This is a genomic window from Citrobacter sp. TBCS-14 (genome assembly GCF_005280805.1).
Lineage (GTDB): Bacteria > Pseudomonadota > Gammaproteobacteria > Enterobacterales > Enterobacteriaceae > Citrobacter > Citrobacter gillenii.
Map to the genome: position 1 here is coordinate 1 of NZ_SZWM01000024.1, position 253 is coordinate 253.

The 253-nt window shown below is 47.0% G+C and carries 1 pseudogene; it reads left to right on the forward strand.

The features are described 5' to 3' along the window. Positions 1 to 253: pseudogene (locus tag FDX22_RS00095) on the forward strand (tagatose-bisphosphate aldolase); the annotation flags it as partial.

Sequence of the window (253 nt, forward strand, 5' to 3'; positions counted from 1 at the left end):
CCGGCATCGCGGAGAAAACGGAGCGTCCACTCGACGTGGCCTTGCTGACTTCTTTAAAGCACAAGAAGAAGCGACTAACCTTCCATACATCTACCTAAGTGCAGGTGTATCTGCTAAATTGTTCCAAGAAACATTGCAATTTGCTCACGACTCAGGTGCCAAGTTTAATGGTGTGCTTTGTGGACGTGCTACTTGGGCAGGATCTGTAGAACCTTACATCAAAGAAGGTGAAAAAGCAGCACGTGAATGGTTG